The organism is Endobacterium cereale, assembly GCF_009617585.1.
Lineage (GTDB): Bacteria > Pseudomonadota > Alphaproteobacteria > Rhizobiales > Rhizobiaceae > Neorhizobium > Neorhizobium cereale.
The window spans coordinates 1-293 of sequence record NZ_WIXI01000006.1; the positions used below are offsets into that span (position 1 = coordinate 1).

1 protein-coding gene is annotated in these 293 nt (G+C 52.9%); it reads left to right on the plus strand.

Translation table 11 applies throughout. The features are described from left to right. Window positions 1-285 (plus strand): hypothetical protein (locus GAO09_RS29480; RefSeq protein WP_209018547.1); only part of this gene is annotated, 285 nt, incomplete at its 5' end. Window positions 286-293 lie beyond the last annotated feature (8 nt).

Consider the following 293-nt stretch of genomic DNA (forward strand, 5'->3'; position numbering starts at 1 on the left):
AGCTCAGGGGTAGAGCATAACCTTGCCAAGGTTAGGGTCGAGCGTTCGAATCGCTTCACCCGCTCCATTTTCTCTTCACAAGACATTGAAAAAATGCCGGAAAATGCGCTTTGGCGCGTCTTATCCGCTTTGTGCCTGCCGCTGCATTCCCGCAGGGCAAGTCCGTCTTTTCCACAAATTCTCTCAGAAAAAATGCTGCCGCCGCGTCACAAAGGTGTTGCATTTGAAAATGGTTTGAGCGATACACCGCCTCGTCGCAGCGATGCGGCCCACGGTTCAGCATAACTACCCCG